This is a genomic window from Psychrobacter sp. CMS30 (genome assembly GCF_904846565.1).
Lineage (GTDB): Bacteria > Pseudomonadota > Gammaproteobacteria > Pseudomonadales > Moraxellaceae > Psychrobacter > Psychrobacter maritimus.
In genome coordinates, this window is the sequence record NZ_CAJHBF010000001.1 from 134,499 (window position 1) to 151,004 (window position 16,506).

13 protein-coding genes are annotated in these 16,506 nt (G+C 43.4%); 5 read left to right on the forward strand and 8 right to left on the reverse strand.

Going from position 1 to position 16,506, the window contains the following annotated elements:
* Positions 1-119: 119 nt before the first annotated feature.
* The 5 genes from JMX94_RS00560 to JMX94_RS00580 all read right to left on the reverse strand — a co-directional run bounded on the left by JMX94_RS00560 (position 120) and on the right by JMX94_RS00580 (position 4,885).
* The gene (locus tag JMX94_RS00560; RefSeq protein WP_201562303.1) at positions 120-1,067 is read right to left on the reverse strand and encodes an ABC transporter substrate-binding protein; all 948 of its coding nucleotides are present in this window, start codon (positions 1,065-1,067) and stop codon (positions 120-122) included.
* Between the two features lie 162 nt (positions 1,068-1,229).
* Entirely contained in the window at positions 1,230-2,168 is a 939-nt protein-coding gene (locus JMX94_RS00565) for a transporter substrate-binding domain-containing protein (protein ID WP_201562305.1), read from the reverse strand.
* Positions 2,169-2,292: 124 nt separating this feature from the next.
* Entirely contained in the window at positions 2,293-3,093 is an 801-nt protein-coding gene (locus tag JMX94_RS00570; RefSeq protein WP_201562307.1) for a transporter substrate-binding domain-containing protein, read from the reverse strand.
* Positions 3,094-3,454: 361 nt separating this feature from the next.
* Positions 3,455-4,252 (reverse strand): ABC transporter ATP-binding protein, encoded by a 798-nt coding sequence (locus JMX94_RS00575; RefSeq protein ID WP_201562310.1) that lies wholly within the window; start codon positions 4,250-4,252, stop codon positions 3,455-3,457.
* A gap of 288 nt (positions 4,253-4,540) precedes the next feature.
* Entirely contained in the window at positions 4,541-4,885 is a 345-nt protein-coding gene (locus JMX94_RS00580; RefSeq protein WP_227673449.1) for a hypothetical protein, read from the reverse strand.
* A gap of 552 nt (positions 4,886-5,437) precedes the next feature.
* Between JMX94_RS00580 and JMX94_RS00585 the strand changes: the two genes are divergently transcribed.
* From JMX94_RS00585 to gltS, 4 genes are all read left to right on the forward strand, one after another.
* Positions 5,438-6,739 carry a glutamate-5-semialdehyde dehydrogenase gene (locus JMX94_RS00585; protein WP_201562312.1) on the forward strand — a complete coding sequence of 434 codons (1,302 nt, stop codon included), beginning with the start codon at positions 5,438-5,440 and terminating at the stop codon, positions 6,737-6,739.
* Between the two features lie 160 nt (positions 6,740-6,899).
* Positions 6,900-7,655: a ribonuclease domain-containing protein gene (locus tag JMX94_RS13370; protein WP_201562314.1), complete on the forward strand. Its 756-nt coding sequence runs from the start codon at positions 6,900-6,902 to the stop codon at positions 7,653-7,655.
* 1 nt (position 7,656) lies between these two features.
* The gene (locus JMX94_RS00595) at positions 7,657-8,100 is read left to right on the forward strand and encodes a barstar family protein (protein WP_201562316.1); all 444 of its coding nucleotides are present in this window, start codon (positions 7,657-7,659) and stop codon (positions 8,098-8,100) included.
* An 84-nt stretch (positions 8,101-8,184) separates the two neighbouring features.
* The gene (gene gltS / locus JMX94_RS00600; RefSeq protein WP_201562318.1) at positions 8,185-9,459 is read left to right on the forward strand and encodes a sodium/glutamate symporter; all 1,275 of its coding nucleotides are present in this window, start codon (positions 8,185-8,187) and stop codon (positions 9,457-9,459) included.
* A gap of 107 nt (positions 9,460-9,566) precedes the next feature.
* On the opposite strand, the gene glyA is transcribed toward gltS, so the two are convergent.
* The 3 genes from glyA to JMX94_RS00615 all read right to left on the reverse strand — a co-directional run bounded on the left by glyA (position 9,567) and on the right by JMX94_RS00615 (position 13,199).
* Positions 9,567-10,823 (reverse strand): serine hydroxymethyltransferase, encoded by a 1,257-nt coding sequence (gene glyA / locus JMX94_RS00605; RefSeq protein ID WP_201562320.1) that lies wholly within the window; start codon positions 10,821-10,823, stop codon positions 9,567-9,569.
* A gap of 412 nt (positions 10,824-11,235) precedes the next feature.
* The gene (locus JMX94_RS00610; protein WP_201562322.1) at positions 11,236-11,736 is read right to left on the reverse strand and encodes a chorismate lyase; all 501 of its coding nucleotides are present in this window, start codon (positions 11,734-11,736) and stop codon (positions 11,236-11,238) included.
* 86 nt (positions 11,737-11,822) lie between these two features.
* Positions 11,823-13,199 (reverse strand): GNAT family N-acetyltransferase, encoded by a 1,377-nt coding sequence (locus JMX94_RS00615; RefSeq protein ID WP_201562448.1) that lies wholly within the window; start codon positions 13,197-13,199, stop codon positions 11,823-11,825.
* A 965-nt stretch (positions 13,200-14,164) separates the two neighbouring features.
* Here JMX94_RS00615 and JMX94_RS00620 point away from each other — a divergent pair.
* Positions 14,165-16,384 (forward strand): NADP-dependent isocitrate dehydrogenase, encoded by a 2,220-nt coding sequence (locus JMX94_RS00620; RefSeq protein ID WP_201562324.1) that lies wholly within the window; start codon positions 14,165-14,167, stop codon positions 16,382-16,384.
* Positions 16,385-16,506 lie beyond the last annotated feature (122 nt).

The following is a 16,506-nucleotide window of genomic DNA, read 5'->3' on the forward strand; positions in this document are numbered from 1 at the left end:
ATAAAAAGCAAAAAAGACATCGCCATTATGGCAATGTCTTTGGCTTAAATGTCTTTATACTTATTAATACAGCATTCATTCACGATACTAATAGTATCGAACCATATAGTATCGAATCATTATTGTGCGGCGCTATCTAACGTTGTTGGTGCTGGTGTTGGCGTTGCACTTACTGGTAAGGCAAAATACTTTTGATTGATTTTATCATAAGTACCATTTGACTTTATATTGGCCAATGATTGATTGATTTTTGCTTGCAGGGCTTCATCATTAGGACGCACGGCAAAAGCAAAGTTATCATTAATATCAACCTCATCGCCTTTTAGCACATAATCACTACCTGATGCTGAGCCAAGCCACTCTAGTGCCGGCAGTTTATCAGATATCATAGCATCGACACGACCGGAACCCAAATCTAAAAAGGCATTACTCAAGGTATCATAAAGCTTCATATTGGCTTTTGGATAAGTATTTTCTAACCACTGCGAAGAGATGGTCGAGCGCTGCGCAGCAATAGAATGCGCATTGATATCGCTGCTATTAGCTGGATCAAAGCTGCTGTCTTTTTTGGCTAAAAATACCAACGCATTGCTAAAGTACGGATCGGTAAAAGCAACTTGCTTTGCGCGCTCAGGCGTTACCGACATTGCCGCGACGATGGCATCGTATTTACCCGCTTTAAGGCCAGGAATAATACCATCCCAATCTTGCGCCATAATCTCACAGGTCATCTGCATATCGTCGCAGATAGCATTGGCAATCTCAACATCGAAGCCGCCAAGCGTCCCATCAGCATTGGTATAGTTAAAGGGTGCATAAGCGCCTTCGGTACCGATACGTAGCACATTGTCATCTGCCGCAGCGCTGTTGTTTTCCATCGCTTCTGTTGTCTTCGTTGCCTCTGAACTAGCGGTTTCGTTAGTCTCATTTTGACCATTACTGCAACCCGCCAACGCCAATAATGCCGTTAGGACTAGCATCGGCTTTGCCTTTAAGAAAGGCTTACTGGTGGATGAAGAAGTAGCAGACGTACTAAATATGCTGGCTGGGAGAAGATGGTTGCTCATAATCATCCTTGATGTTGTTACTGGGTATTATTAATTAGTATTATTAATTAGACTTAGCATTATCACTTAGCAAAATATTATAAATGGCATAAAGCACGCTTTAGTCAAAACGTGCTTTATTAAAACCAGCGCTTATCTAATAGGCCTTTATGAAAAGTCCTATTAATTAGTCGCCGTTTCTGCTTGTTCTTCTTTAGCAATCACAGCATTGGCATCGACATTACCATCATCAACCACCACCACTTCTTTAACACCCTCAGTCGCTACTGCTTTTTGTGCCGCAGCTGTTGAGCTGGTACCAAAATAGCTACCGGTGATTTGGTCATAAGTGCCGTTGTCTTTAAGTTCAGCCAGTGCTTTATTAAATTTAGCAACTAATGGATCGCCTTTACGGAAGGCAATACCCATCGCATCATCACTGGTGCTGATTTCTTGCCCTTTAACTTCATAGTCTTTACCCGCTTCGGTTTTTAGCCAATCAATACCGGTGACTTTATCAGACATCATGGCACGGACACGACCTGAGGTTAGGTCTAGGTAAGCATTGTCTTGGGTATCATAAAGTTTGATATCAGAGTCAGCATGTTTTTCTTGCAGATACTGTGACGCAACTGTTGAGCGCTGTGAGGCAATCGGCTGGCCTTTTAGACCTTCGACGCTAATATCATCGCCTTTTTTACCGATTAGGATGATGCCAGTATGAAAGTATGGGTCGCTGAATTCTACGACTTCTTTACGCTCAGGCGTGATTGACATACCAGCGATGGCGGCATCAAATTTCTGCGCATTGAGCCCTGGAATTAAGCCATCCCAATCTTGCGAGATGACTTCACACTCGGCTTTCATTTGCGCACATAGAGCGTCGACCAGCTCAATCTCATAGCCGATTAATTTGCCATCAGCGTCGGTATAGCTAAAAGGCTTATAGCTTGATTCTGTAGCGATTTTGATGTTTAAAGGCGCATCAGTAGCGGCATCTGTCTCAGTGCTTTCAGTCGGTGCTGAGCTGTTATTACAAGCCGTAAGCATAAGCATCGCCGCACTAAGTGGGGCAAGCCACAAGGCTTTTTTGCTTATTGATGCTGTCATTGAAGTAATCATAGAGTTTATTCCTTAATATATTGACCAGCCGTTTGTTAATCCGCAATGGGTCAGTCATTCGTTAATCAACGCTTCTCAAAACAGTCTATTGATTGAAGACTTTTCTCAAAGCGTAGCAAGCAAATTATTGACCGAAGTTTTCCTGTTCAAGACGGGCAAGCTCACCGTTACTACGGATTTCGCTCAGCGCTTTATTAAAGTCGTCTTTGATTGAATCACCTTTACGAACAGCAATGGCAATATTATCGTCGTTATCAATCTCATCACCCACGATGCCGAAGCCTTCTGGGTTGTCCGCTAACCATGACTTGGCAGAGACTTTTTCAGCAAGTACGGCATCACTACGACCAGATTTTAGGTCTAAATAGGCATTGTCATAATTATCATAAAGCTTAACGGTATTACCGTCTTTGCCTTCATAATTATCTTGTAAGTACGCGCCCGGTGTCGTTGAGCGTTGGCCACCAAGGGTTAGGCTCTTAATTGCTTTAGGGTCAAAACCACCTTTGGTATCGGTGAGCCAAACCATGGTATTGGCAAAGTACGGCTCACTGAAATCGACCTTTTCTTGACGCTCAGCAGTGATAGACATACCAGCGATGACGGCGTCATATTTCTGCGCCAATAAACCTGGAATAATACCGTCCCAATCTTGGGCAACGATTTCACATTTGGCTTGCATTTGCGCACATAAGGCATTGGCAACATCGATATCGAAACCCGCCAAGCTGCCATCGGCATTGGTATAGTTAAAAGGAGGGTAAGCGCCCTCGGTAGCGATACGAATGGTCTTGCCAGCCGTTTCTGCGGCAGGGGCATCAGCATTGGTATCAGCAGCTTCGTTAGCAGGCTGACTACAAGCACCAAGCATGAGCGCGGCGGTAACGGTCATCGATGACCACAATAGGCGAGAATTCGACATCATACATTCCTTAAATTCTGATGGATTTTTTAATATAGGGTTCTGATATTTTGTTCTCTGACGTCCCTGCCAGAAAAGCAATTCAATGCACAGAAGACACAGGCAGGCATTATGAGCAACTGCCTGTAAACCTTTTGATAATACCTGACTCAAATATCAAAAACAAACGTTTTGCATACCGACTGTGATTATTGAGTAATAAACACCCTAAGAAAATTACCAATGAGTAATTTTGGCGTTTTAATCACTTTAAATGTTTAAAACTTAAAATATTGCTTAAATTAAAGCTGTTAAAACTAAAGCCGTTAAAGTTAAAGTCAATAAAATTGAAACGACTAAAATGAAAACAAATGAAAACGCCCTGTTAGTTTTTGCGATGCGAGGCCATAAAGTCTTTAACGCGCTCAGATTTCGGGTTATCAAAGACTTGCTCAGGCGTACCAATCTCTTCAATCACACCTTGATGGAGGAATACCACCTTGCTAGATACTTCACGGGCAAAGCGCATCTCATGGGTGACAATTAACATCGTACGCCCCTCTTCGGCCAGCTCGCGCATGACGGCGAGCACTTCATTGACCAGTTCAGGGTCGAGTGCCGAGGTTGGCTCATCAAATAATAACACCTGTGGCTGCATCGCAAGCGCACGCGCAATCGCCACACGCTGACGTTGACCGCCCGATAAGTTTGCGGGATACGCATCTTTTTTATCAAGCAAACCAACTTTATCGAGCAGCTTTTCAGCATCGCTAATCGCTTGGTCTTTTTTGATTTTTAGGACTTGCGTTGGCCCTTCGATGATATTTTGTAAAATGGTCTTGTGCGGCCACAAATTAAAGCTCTGGAAGACGAATCCCACGCGCGCACGTAAGCTCTCTAGCTGCTTGATGTCTGCCGCTTGCAATTCGCCCGACTTAGTAGGTTTGAGCATCAGCTCATCGTTACCGATGATGATACGACCTTGATTGGGCTTTTCAAGCAGATTAATACAGCGCAGCAAGGTCGACTTACCGGAGCCAGACGAGCCTAAAATAGAGATGACGTCGCCATCATAGGCGGTGAGTGATACCCCTTTTAGCACGTCTAATGAGCCATAGCTTTTATGGACGTCTTGTAAATCTAAGGCGATAGGCCGAGTCGGATTCTTTGCAGTATCAAGCATGGTTTAGCAGACTTCCAATAAATATGAGTGAAAACATGAATAAAAAATGCGCTATCTATCAAACAGCTATAGCACTGTGTTAGTCGCATTATTTTGATAACGTTATAATGGGTTCAATAAAGGCGCGATATTGTCGCCTATAATGCAATAAAAAGGCAAACCTTGTCGCTTTTGCCTATGAGCTTTTGACGAAGCAATACCCTTTATAAAATGAGGCCCATAACGCACAGTCAGTTATGGGCCTCATTTTATCATCTTAACGCCGTTAGCGCTGTTTTATCTGCGGCATTAGTAAGTCGAAACATGCTCTTCGCTTTCAGTACCATCGAGTACCTCTGCCTCATCAGCCGTTGCGACTGCCACATCATCATTTTCGCCGACTACCATACTTTCGTTAGTGTTGGCAGCACTGTCATTTGCGCTAGCTACCGCAACATCATCACTGCTGCCTGCTGTAGCAACGCCAGTCGCTTCATCTTCTACCGCTGTCTGAGCATCGGCTGTTGGTTCGACATCCATCGGCGCTTCATCTTTTTTACCGCAAGCACTGATACTTAATGCCGCTGCCACCAAACCAACCGTTAACCAGTTTTTATAGGTTTTATTTTCAATCGCCATTTTATTCTCCATCATAAGTATTTTTCATATTAGCGCCCACTATACTCACGATTTATCAGTCCTACCTTAGCAGTTACAGCGCAGTTCTGTTAAAAATACGTAACAGCGCCCTGACTTTTAACTGCTTATCTTTTTATTTCTAAATGCTATTTATTATGGATAAAATTTAAATACGAGTAAAAACATCCGTTCAAACATTTAGTAAATAACCCTAAAAACAAGGTTAAAGAAAACTCTGCAGTGCTTGATAAACGGTCTTTGTTCACAAAATCAACTTTACTATCGTCCTCATCTCCTCTATGTTAAATAGCAGAGTGCCCTTAATTTCTAAAAAGCCATTAGTTTCTAAAAAACAGACAGGCGCTAAAAAATAAACAAGTGCTAAAAACATATTTTTGTAGATTAGTGATGATAATTAGCAGATTTACTGCTTTTTGGCGGCTTTAGCTGCTTTTCTTTATGCCTCAACCTATATATGAACATGTTATAAAATCTAGGATTCATTATTTAGGATTCATCATTACTAATCTGCAAACCCTCTATTGATAACTATAAGGAAGTTAATTTATGAGTCAATCGAATACCACAGATGTTACCGCTTATATGCAAAGCGTTGGTCAGCAAGCACGTGCCGCGTCACGAGCGCTAGCAGCGGCCAATACCGGCGATAAAAATTCCGCCTTGATGGCAATCTATGACGAATTAAAAAGCGCCAAGGCCGATATTTTAGCGGCCAATAAAGTCGATATGGATAAGGGTGCAAAAAATAACTTAGATGCCGCCTTACTAGATCGCCTAGAGCTAAACGACGCGCGCTTCGATGGTATGCTGCAAGGTTTAAAAGACGTATCCGCGCTGCCCGATCCTATCGGCGCAGTCACGGATATGACCTATCAGCCATCAGGTATTCACTTGGGTAAAATGCGCGTGCCACTTGGCGTGGTCGGTATGATTTATGAGTCGCGTCCTAACGTCACTTTGGAGGCGGCTTCGCTTGCGCTAAAGTCCGGTAACGCCATTATCTTACGCGGTGGCTCTGAAGCCTTTGAATCCAATCAAGCGATTGCCAAATGTATTTTGAAAGGCTTAAACAAGGTTGGTTTATCTGAGCATAGCGTACAAGTGTTAGAAACCACTGACCGCGCTGCTGTTGGCGAGCTGATTACCATGACAGAATATGTCGATGTTATCGTGCCACGCGGCGGTAAGGGTTTGATTGAGCGTATCAGCCGTGATGCACGCGTCCCTGTCATTAAACATCTAGATGGTAACTGTCATACCTTTATTGATAGCGACGCCGATGCCGACATTGCCATCAAGGTCAGCGTCAATGCCAAAACCCATCGCTATGGTACTTGTAATACTATGGAGACGCTGTTGGTCGATGAATCAGTTGCCCATGAGCTATTACCAAAAATTGCTGAAGCCATCGTAAAAGCTGATGATGCCATGCAACTGCGCCTTGATGATAAAGCACAGGCTATTTTAAATGACAATGCTACCCTTCAAGGGCATCTGTCAGCGGCGACTAGCGCAGACTGGGATACAGAGTATCTTGCACCTATATTAGCGGTGAAAGTGGTATCGGGTATCGATGAAGCGATTGAGCATATCAATACCCATGGTAGCCAGCATACCGACGTTATCATTACCGACAATTACACCAAGTCGCAACGCTTTATCCGTGAAGTCGATTCGGCAAGCGTTATGATTAACGCCTCTAGCCGTTTTGCCGATGGATTTGAATACGGGCTTGGGGCGGAAATCGGTATCTCAACCGATAAAATCCATGCGCGTGGACCGGTTGGACTCGAAGGCTTAACTTCGCAAAAATGGATCGTTTACGGTCACGGCGAAACCCGCGCTTAGCGCATTACTTCTTCACTACAATTTATCGTCTTACCTCGAGTATAATCCATAAAAAACGTCAGCTTAATTGCTGGCGTTTTTTTATTATTGATAAATATGTTATATATGGCACATAAAAATTATTTTGCTAAATAAAAACCGTCGACAGGATAGCGCGCCCATGCAAAGTGGCAAGATTAAACACTGGAATGCTGATAAAGGCTACGGCTTTATTGAGGTAGACAATCAAAGTGAAGATGTCTTCTTTCATATCAGCACCGTACGCTTGTCGCAACCTATAAGCGAAGGTCAGCGCGTCTATTTTAACAGTCAGCGTAATGAAAAAAACCAATTGCGCGCAACTGAAGTCACCTCTAATGAATTGAGTATTTTAGAAACGTCAGTATCAAATTCAGTGCATCTCAACCTAGATAATGCGCAGCAGAAAAATAATCGAAACGCTCAGCAGAAAAACAATCGATATAAAAATACTCGTGGTAGCCAAAACAAGAAAAGTGGCTTCTCTACCCTCTTGAGTGTCATCGCCCTTATTGCCGTTGCGGTTTACTTTTTTGGGGATTTAAAATCCAGTTTATTTACAGATAGCACGCCAGCAACTTCTATATCGCAGACGGCCTCTAAAACCAGCAGTTCAGGTGTCGAAGCTATCACAGGTGATGCGCAAATCGACCAGACGCTGGCACTTATTAAGCAAGGCGGTCCTTTTCCTTACCCTAATAAAGATGGCACAACCTTTTATAATCGCGAAGGCAAATTACCTGCTCAGTCGCAAGGCTACTATCGCGAATATACCGTGCCTACGCCGGGGGTTTCCCATCGCGGTGCACGGCGCATTGTCACCGGCGGTCATCCACCGACCATTTATTATTTGACCGTTGACCATTATGATAGCTTCCGACAATTGCAGGTGAGATGATATGAGCCAAGCTATTTACTATGTTAATAAAAACAACATTAATCAAAGCAATATTAATCAAAACTGTATTAATCAAAACCAAAACGGCGTTGACCAAAACAGTATCAAGCAAAATAAAATCAATCAAAGCGACTCCGCCCTCATTGACAGTATTCCTGAGCAAGCGCTTAACATTCCCATTGGCAATGTTTTGGATAAAGAAACACTACTAAATAGCTTAGCGAAAGTAGCCAATTTTCCCGACTATTTTGCCCATAATTGGGACAGCGCTTGGGACTGTTTGACCGATAGTGATATCACTCACCTCACGCTTTACTTAAATGGGGTAGAGAAAATTAACACTGAGGACTTTAATGTCTTTAAGCGTCTCATTGAGGACGCCTATAAAGATTTTGGAAAACCGCAATTGTGGATTGTTGCGGCGTCAGATGATGCATGTGAATAGCGAGATGACCAGAACCTAAATTCGAGATAAAACCAGCTTTATCCCGAATTTAGGTTAATTTATATTTATAGAAAGGATTAACCTATGGAAATCACCCTCAACGGCTACTACACCTTGATATTGGCCACCTTAGTACTCTTGCTTGGACGCTTTTTAGTCAAACGGATTAAATCTCTAGAAGACTTTAATATTCCAGAGCCAGTGGCCGGTGGTTTGGTTGCAGCGATTATCGTTTACATTCTTAATATCTTTTGGGGTTATAGCTTTAACTTCCATCAAGGGCTGCAAACCGCAACCATGCTGATGTTTTTTGCCTCTATCGGACTCAGCGCTGATTTTAGTAGGCTAAAGGCAGGCGGCTCGCCACTATTGATTTTCACCATCGTGGTATCGGTGTTTATCATCTTACAAGATGTCGTGGGCGTGGCGATGGCAAGTGTGCTTGGACTTGACCCACTCCTCGGCTTGGTAACAGGTTCAATTGCCCTAACAGGTGGACACGGTACAGCAGGCGCTTGGGGCATTACTCTAGAAGAGCAATATGGTGTGGTTGGTGCCACGACACTTGGAATCGCAGTCGCCACTTATGGTTTGGTTGCAGGTGGCGTCATCGGCGGTCCGGTTGCCCGTCATTTGATTAAAAAACTTGGTTTAAAACCAGCGGCGGCTAATCCAAATCCGAGTGAGGTTGAACGACTTGCCGGCGAGCAATCACTCTATAGCACCAAGCATAACGAAGAGGAAGTACATGCTAATAAGGAGATGTTTGAGAAGCCTGATAACATTCGTCTTATCACCGCCTCCTCTACCATTGAATCCTTGGCACTATTTGCCGCGGCATTGGCTTTCGCTGACATCATGACTTTGTTGGCGCAAGATACGTGGTTTGAGCTACCTACCTTCGTATGGGCGCTGGCTGGCGGTGTGATTCTACGTAATACCTTAACCATGGTATTCAATTTTGATATGTTTGACCGTGCTATCGACGTCATTGGTAACGCTTCTTTGAGTTTGTTCTTAGCGATGGCGCTATTGTCATTGAAACTTTGGCAGTTGACTGACCTCGCAGGACCGGTATTAATTATCTTACTGGTGCAGACGCTACTGATGATTGGTTATGCTTACTTTATTACCTTTAAGGTTATGGGTAAAGATTATGATGCTGCCGTACTATCAGCGGGACATTGTGGTTTTGGTATGGGCGCAACGCCGACGGCGATTGCCAATATGCAGGCGGTCACCGATCGCTACTTGCCATCACATAAGGCGTTTTTGATTGTGCCGATGGTTGGTGCGTTCTTTGTCGATATCGTTAACGCCACCATCTTGCAGATATTTACCAAATTGCCGTTTATGTGATTTGATAAAGTTAAACCCTGATTTAAATAGCTGTAAAACAAAAAAACCGCCTAGCAAAAGCTAAGCGGTTTTTTTATCTCTAAATTATAAAACTAATGAACCAGAAATTACTGATTTTTAGCATAAACAGGAAGCTCTTTACAGATAGCTTCAACTTTACCACGTACTTCAGCAGCGACCTTTTCATCGCCACGGCTATCTAATACGTCACAAATCCAACCTGCCAACTCGCCTGCTTGGGCTTCGTTAAAACCGCGAGTAGTAATCGCTGGCGTACCGATACGGATACCAGAAGTCACAAATGGAGATTTTGGATCGTTTGGTACGGCGTTTTTATTAACCGTAATGTGCGCATCACCCAACCATTTATCGGCTTCTTTACCGGTCATTTCTTGCTTGACTAGGCTGATCAGCATGAGATGGTTTTCAGTACCACCAGAGATGATTTCATAACCACGCTCTTGGATGACTTTTGCCATCGCTTGGGCGTTTTTAACCACTTGCTGCTGATAGGTTTTGAAGTTATCTTCTAAGGCTTCTTTAAAGCAAACCGCTTTTGCCGCGATGACGTGCATCAACGGACCGCCTTGGTTGCCTGGGAATACCGCAGAGTTTAACTTTTTAGCAAGCTTCTCATCACGAGCCAAAATCATACCTGAGCGTGGGCCACGTAGGGTTTTGTGCGTTGTAGTCGTGACCACATCAGCAAATGGTACTGGGCTTGGGTAAACACCGCCAGCGACCAAACCAGCAACGTGTGCCATATCAACAAGCAAGTACGCGCCAACTTCATCAGCGATGTCACGGAAACGCTGCCAATCAACGACTTGTGAATACGCTGAGAAACCAGCAATAATCATCTTTGGCTTGTGCTCACGCGCAAGAGCATCAACTTGGTCATAATCGATAAGGCCAGTTTCTTCAACCAAACCATACTGTACGGCGTTGTAGTTTAGACCTGAGAAGTTGATATGCGCGCCATGCGTCAAGTGACCACCTGCGTCTAGGCTCATGCCTAGTACGGTGTCATTGGCGTCTAATAATGCTAAGAAAACAGCAGAGTTCGCTTGGCTACCTGAGTGTGGCTGAACGTTGACGTACTCAGCACCAAACAACTCTTTTGCACGATCAATGGCCAATTGCTCAACCACATCAACGTGCTCACAACCACCGTAATAACGCTTACCAGGATAGCCTTCAGCGTATTTATTGGTTAGGTCAGTGCCTTGTGCTTCCATCACTGCTTGTGAGCAGTAGTTTTCTGAAGCGATAAGCTCGATGTGGTTTTCTTGACGAACGCTTTCAGCGGCCATGGCTTCAGCAAGTACTGGATCAAACTCTTTGATAGAAATATCTTTAAACATAGTGATGTCCTAGGTAGTGGCTATCGTTAATGGTGGTGCTCATTGAAAAGAGGCGAGTAATAAAAGGAGGTGAAAATGGGCAAGCAAAGGCAATTAACCTGTTATTAACTTGTCCAGATTGGCAATAAAATCGAACGATAAAGGCATCGATATCATCGCTAAAGATTAAGTGTAACATGAAAATTTGTACTGTGAGCGCAAAAAAACCTCACGGAAAGCTGAAGGATTTAAATGACGCCATAATGAGGTTATCAAGCAAATAAATGCGCAATAAAATCATTGTTTTATATTTCTGATTTCTAGATCTTGCTTGATTTGTTAGTCAAATAATTATTTGTCGCCCATAAAAAAACAGCCACTCGTAAGGTGACTGTTTTATTTATTGATACATCAGTTAATGCATGCATCGACATCAAGCATCACTAGACAAAAACGCTGCTAAAAAAGTCTCACTAATCAGTATTTTGCGACCATACCAATCATATAGCGTCTGCCGTTGCCAGCCCTCTGCCGTTTTTTCGATAGAACGTTGATTGGGCAAGGTACGACTGCGCTTAAATAACACATAGCCAATCGGCATGCTTTTTAACTGCTGTAAACGGCGAGCGCGCCCTTTTAAACTTATTAAAGGGAAAATACTTTGTGCTTGCACCCATGGCTGCTCATCATTGCCATGTAACTGTGCCTCACGTACCCACGCTAGTAATGGACGGCTCAGCGCCGCGCCTTTTATACCCAATTGTTTTTTTTGTGCCAAGGACAATAACCGATAACCCTCAAAGCTACGCTCGACACGTAATGGCTGCCCTGCTTTTACCTCAAGCATGGCAGTGAGCGAACCTTCCGTATTGAGAAAATCTAATAGCTCACAGGGAGGCGATAACGGGTCAGAACAACAAAGATTAGAGGTCATAGTTTACGGCTGATAGGAAAGTATTAGATAGAAAGTTATTGAGTAGAGATTACCAAAGAAGATTTATTGTGCATTAATTAGTGTTATCAAAAACCACTGTCATTAAACGTCGGCATATTATCAATATTAAAGGGCAATGCTTCAAAGGCTTGCTGCCGATATTGCGCCATATGCATGCGGTCTTTGGCACAAAAATCGCTAATCGCTGGGACAAAACGCGTATCATAAATGCGATGCAAAGAATGAGTCTTGGTCGGAATAAAACCACGAATTAATTTATGCTCACCTTGGGTGCCGGGGTCAAAATACGTCAAACCTTGCTCGATAGCAAACTCGATACCTTGATAATAACACAGCTCAAAGTGCAGGCTATCATACTCACCAAGCGCGCCCCAATAACGACCATACAGCGTTGCATTTTTACTATCAGGCTTATCGTACAAAAATAAACTGCTGGCGATAATATCAGCATTGGCATCAAGCGCTTGCGCCAGCATCAAATGCTCAGACATGGTTGCTGCCAACCTCTTGAAAAAGTCTAGTGTGAGATAAGGCTGCTGCCCGCGCACGGCGTAGGTCATTACATAACAATGATAAAACGTCTGCCAATCTGCCTCAGTGATAGCATCACCGCATTTACGCTTGCATATAATGCCTTGCTCAGCGACTTTGCGCCGCTCAGCACGAATGGTTTTACGTTTTTTGGCTCTTAGCGTGGCCAAAAATGCCTCAAAGTCGGCAAATGGCTGACTATCTTTGCTTAGCTGACTGTTTTGGCTTAAATGTTTATTTTGCCATAAAAACTGACAGCCTTGGCGCTCCAGTATCGGTAACTCAATCGGTTTTGCCGCTATCCCATTTGCTTGACTGTTAAGCGCCATTTCTATATCAATATCAGTCGGCAGCGCTGCATGAGCAATAGCCGCCATCTCAGGCGTGACAAACAAGCCATGCCAGCCAGATGCTTCTACTTGCTGAGCGATATCGTCAACCCCTGCAATAGCTGCCTTTAAAATATCAGCATTTAGCACTTCACCCTCTGCTAGCCATAAACGTTGCCCAGTAATGGGCGTATAAGGTGCGCTGGTCACCAAACGCGGATAATAATCGAGGCCATACTGCGCATAAGCTTGTGCCCACGCATGGTCAAAGACAAACTCGCCTTGATGGTGACCTTTGATAAAAACGGGCATGACCGCAATCGGTTGGCCTATTTGTTCTGAAGATAGCTTTGATTCAGATAGCTTTGCCGAAGATAATGCTTCCTCAGTTGCATCACTATCCCTATCATTTGGGCGATGAATTAAGATATAAATCGGCAACCAGCCTGCTTTTTCGCCGATAGCGCCCGTATCACTAAGCGCTTGCCAAAACTCAAACGACATAAAAGGCGTATCTGGTGTCTGCCAGTTAGTCAAATGCTGCCAGCTGCTATCGCTGAGTAACGCATATTGCAAATTCATCATCACCACACTCTCACCTGCTATTTCTTAGACCATTTTTCTTTAGCGTTTAGCCTATCAAACTACCATGCTTTTGCTGTCACAATTTGCAAAAACTCATGAATTTATCCAATACTCACTATCTAATCCTCAAAATAAGAGAACTTGTTTATATTTAAAACGACATAATTTCTATTTAAAATGACCTCTTAAAACGCCCTTGTCGAAACATATTTGTCCAAACACCTTTGTTGAAAAAGAGAAGAAAAAGCAGCACAAAAAAAGCCATCGTCAGCAAAGCAGCTGACCAAATGGCTTTTTTGTTAATGACTGTTTTATTTTTGTGGCTTAAAATTAAGCTTAAGTATGGATTTGGTTTGGGCTGCAATAAACGCTAAAAACGGCTGCTTTAAAGAACTGTTTTATTGGCGAATAACCACTATAACAAGTCCATTGTTGCAGAAATAAGCTCATGTGTGCAGAAAATAGTATTAAAAGCGTGCAAATTGTCTGCAAAAGATGATATCGACGCTGATGACTGGTAGAATAAGGCTATTACTAGCTTAATATAATTCAGATACATAGGATATGAGCGAAAATAGTATACTTAGTTCAATGTACAAGATTGACATCATATCGAATTTATAGTGGATCGACTATAATATGGCGTCAGTCAGACATTCTCAGGCCATTTTAGTCTGAGAGCTTTGAAGTAAATGGTCAAGATGACCTTTGAATAATGACCTTTAATAAAATAAGTGCTTGCTACAGCAAATTTTTAACAAAGGCCTACCTAAGAAAGGTCAGTCACTGCTTATGAAAGATTTTTCTAGCAGTCTTGACACTCTAGAATGGCAATAAACGACGACACTTGATGTATTTGAACCAACCCGTAGCCCATTATTGTATGCAGGCTGTATAGAGCTGTTAAATAATACCTCAGCTTTATTGGCCTCATTAATGACAACAAGGAATACTCTACTAACATGTCAAAAATTATTTATACAAAAACTGACGAAGCCCCAGCGCTTGCAACCTTATCATTCTTGCCTATTGTAAAAGCATTTACCCAAACAGCAGGCATCGAAGTCGAAACCAGTGATATCTCTGTTGCGGCGCGTGTGTTGGCTGAATTCCCAGAATACTTAACGGAAGAGCAGCGCGTTCCTAATAACTTAGCTGCGCTTGGTCAATTAACCCAAGATCCAAACGCCAATATCATCAAATTGCCAAATATCAGTGCCTCTGTGGGGCAATTAAAAGCGGCAATTAAAGAGATACAAAGCAAAGGCCACGCGATTCCTGACTTTCCAGATGAGCCACAAACGGAAGAAGAAGAAGAAATCCGTCGTCGCTATGGCAAAAGCCTAGGCAGCTCTGTAAACCCTGTCATACGCGAGGGTAACTCAGACCGCCGTGCGCCAAAAGCAGTGAAGAACTACGCCCGTAAGCACCCGCATTCTATGGGTGAGTGGAAGCAATGGTCACAAACGCACGTCTCACACATGCACAGTGGCGACTTCTATGACGGCGAGCAATCAATTACCTTAGATAAAGCCCGCACCGTACGTATGGAACGCGTGGCTGAAGACGGCACGGTTAATGTCTTCAAATCAGGTATCGCTTTGCTCGATAAAGAAGTCATCGACTTGATGTTTATGAGCAAAAAAGCGCTGCTTGAATTTTATGAGCGTGAAATGGAAGATTGCCGTGAAGCCGGTATCTTATTTTCACTACACGTAAAAGCCACCATGATGAAGGTCTCGCATCCTATCGTCTTTGGACACGCGGTTAAAACCTACTACAAAGACGCTTTTAATAAGCATGGCGCATTATTTGACGAGTTAGGTATCAACGTCAATAACGGTATGGCAAGTCTGTACGAAAAAATTGCCGAATTACCAGCCAGCTTACGTGAAGAGATTGAGCGCGATTTACATGCTTGCCAAGTACATCGTCCACGTCTAGCGATGGTTGATTCATCAAAAGGTATCACCAACTTCCATTCACCAAGTGATGTGATTGTCGATGCTTCTATGCCTGCTATGATCCGTTCAGGCGGTAAAATGTGGGGCGCTGATGGCAAAATGTATGACTGTAAAGCAGTCATGCCTGAGTCTACTTTTGCGCGTATTTACCAAGAAATGATTAACTTCTGTAAATGGCATGGCAACTTTGACCCAACCACGATGGGTACCGTACCTAACGTTGGCTTAATGGCGCAAAAAGCAGAAGAATATGGTTCGCACGATAAAACCTTTGAAGCAAGTGATTCTGGCATAGCTCGTATCGTTGACGAAGAAACCAACGAAGTATTGCTTGAGCAGCGTGTTGAGAAAGGTGATATCTGGCGCATGTGTCAGGTCAAAGACGAGCCTATCCAAGATTGGGTGAAGCTTGCTGTACGCCGCGCCCGTGAATCAGATACGCCTGTCATCTTTTGGTTAGACCCTTACCGTCCACATGAGAACGAGCTGATAAAAAAAGTACAAACCTACTTAAAAGATCATGACACTGACGGTCTACATATCGAAATCATGTCACAAGTTCGTGCGATGCGTTATACCTTAGAGCGCGTTGCTCGTGGTCTAGATACCATTTCTGCTACCGGTAATATTTTACGTGATTACCTAACTGACTTGTTCCCGATTTTAGAATTGGGCACCAGTGCTAAGATGCTGTCAGTTGTCCCACTAATGAAGGGCGGCGGTTTGTTTGAAACAGGCGCAGGTGGTTCAGCACCGAAGCACGTGCAACAATTGCTTGAAGAAAACCATCTACGTTGGGATTCTCTTGGTGAGTTCTTAGCTTTGACTGAGTCTTTAGAGCATTTGGCTAAAAACGATGGCAATGCCAAAGCAAAAGTATTGGCCGATACCCTTGATAGAGCCACTGAAACGCTGCTGTTAAATGACAAGTCACCTTCACGTAAAACGGGCGAATTGGATAACCGTGGTAGCCATTTCTATCTGGCTATGTACTGGGCTCAAGAGTTAGCAGCACAAGATGAGAATAGCGAGCTAAAAGCACAATTTGCGCCATTGGCACAAAAGCTTGAAAGCAATGAAGCGGCTATCATTGAACAGATGAATGCGGTTCAGGGCAAGCCTATGGATCTTAAAGGCTACTACTTGGCAGATGAAGCTTTAGCTGAAAAAGCCATGCGTCCAAGTGCCTTATTCAACGAGACTATTGCTTCGTTGTAATTGGCTCTAAACTGAATAGTTGGCTCGAAACTGACATAGTAAACGTTGCTAAGTCAGCATGAATCAAACACCCCAAAGGTCTGAGACTTTTGGGGTGTTTTTTATGGCTAAATAAATAGATA

Coding starts and splice junctions, on each gene's coding strand:
- JMX94_RS00575 (WP_201562310.1), bottom strand. CDS start 4,252: ATGCTTGATACTGCAAAGAATCCGACTCGGCCTATCGCCTTAGATTTA.
- JMX94_RS00595 (WP_201562316.1), top strand. CDS start 7,657: ATGAGCCAAGCTATTTACTATGTTAATAAAAACAACATTAATCAAAGC.
- glyA (WP_201562320.1), bottom strand. CDS start 10,823: ATGTTTAAAGATATTTCTATCAAAGAGTTTGATCCAGTACTTGCTGAA.
- JMX94_RS00585 (WP_201562312.1), top strand. CDS start 5,438: ATGAGTCAATCGAATACCACAGATGTTACCGCTTATATGCAAAGCGTT.
- JMX94_RS00610 (WP_201562322.1), bottom strand. CDS start 11,736: ATGACCTCTAATCTTTGTTGTTCTGACCCGTTATCGCCTCCCTGTGAG.
- JMX94_RS00570 (WP_201562307.1), bottom strand. CDS start 3,093: ATGATGTCGAATTCTCGCCTATTGTGGTCATCGATGACCGTTACCGCC.
- JMX94_RS13370 (WP_201562314.1), top strand. CDS start 6,900: ATGCAAAGTGGCAAGATTAAACACTGGAATGCTGATAAAGGCTACGGC.
- JMX94_RS00615 (WP_201562448.1), bottom strand. CDS start 13,199: ATGAATTTGCAATATGCGTTACTCAGCGATAGCAGCTGGCAGCATTTG.
- JMX94_RS00620 (WP_201562324.1), top strand. CDS start 14,165: ATGTCAAAAATTATTTATACAAAAACTGACGAAGCCCCAGCGCTTGCA.
- JMX94_RS00580 (WP_227673449.1), bottom strand. CDS start 4,885: ATGATGGAGAATAAAATGGCGATTGAAAATAAAACCTATAAAAACTGG.
- gltS (WP_201562318.1), top strand. CDS start 8,185: ATGGAAATCACCCTCAACGGCTACTACACCTTGATATTGGCCACCTTA.
- JMX94_RS00560 (WP_201562303.1), bottom strand. CDS start 1,067: ATGAGCAACCATCTTCTCCCAGCCAGCATATTTAGTACGTCTGCTACT.
- JMX94_RS00565 (WP_201562305.1), bottom strand. CDS start 2,168: ATGATTACTTCAATGACAGCATCAATAAGCAAAAAAGCCTTGTGGCTT.